At 44.0% G+C, this 731-nt stretch carries 1 protein-coding gene and 1 tRNA gene; both read left to right on the top strand.

Features of this window, described 5'->3' with window-relative positions:
- Window positions 1–219, top strand: a 219-nt coding sequence (locus E2L07_RS21090; RefSeq protein ID WP_208402113.1) for a hypothetical protein, incomplete at its 5' end; no start/stop codon positions are given.
- Window positions 220–651: 432 nt separating this feature from the next.
- Window positions 652–728, top strand: a tRNA-Ile gene (locus tag E2L07_RS20640).
- Window positions 729–731: the final 3 nt, after the last annotated feature.

Below are 731 nucleotides of genomic sequence, written 5' to 3'. Positions count from 1 at the left end.
GTAGCCGTATCGGAAGGTGCGGCTGGATCACCTCCTTTCTACGGAGTTTTTAACTCTAGTCGACCATTCGCAGTTTCATCTGCGGAGGGACGCTTGAAGCTTTTGTTCAGTTTTGAAGGAATTGTTCCTTCAAAACAACTGATTGTTTCTTTTGCGCTTGCGTCTGCGAGTATAGCTACGAAGCTAGCTTCCTCAGCGCATGGCTGCATGAAGAAATAGCGATGATGACCATCATGATGTGATTGAAGTCAGTCGCCATGTTCAGTTTTGAGAGAACTCAAAACTCTCAATTAAAATGCTTTTGCTCCTGCGATTACTCGTCGCAAGGCAGCATGAAGCACAGACTGGCAAGTGTTGCATGATGTGATTGAAATCAGTAGCCTTGTTCAGTTTTGAAGGAATTGTTCCTTCAAAACAACTGATTGTTTCTTTTGCGCTTGCGTCTGCGAGTATAGCTACGAAGCTAGCTTCCTCAGCGCATGGCTGCATGAAGAAATAGCGATGATGACCATCATGATGTGATTGAAGTCAGTCGCCATGTTCAGTTTTGAGAGAACTCAAAACTCTCAATACATTTTAAAAAAGTCATCTTGTATAGATGATCAATAAACCAATGGCTGGTTATCTTTAATCAATCAGTCAATTTGTTATGGGCCTGTAGCTCAGCTGGTTAGAGCGCACGCCTGATAAGCGTGAGGTCGGTGGTTCGAGTCCACTCAGGCCCACCATAA

Source organism: Halalkalibacterium halodurans (genome assembly GCF_004376175.1).
Classification (GTDB): Bacteria; Bacillota; Bacilli; order Bacillales; family Bacillaceae_D; genus Halalkalibacterium; species Halalkalibacterium halodurans.
The sequence above is the reverse complement of the archived record's forward strand: the minus strand, read 5'-3'. Positions and strand labels throughout refer to the sequence as shown.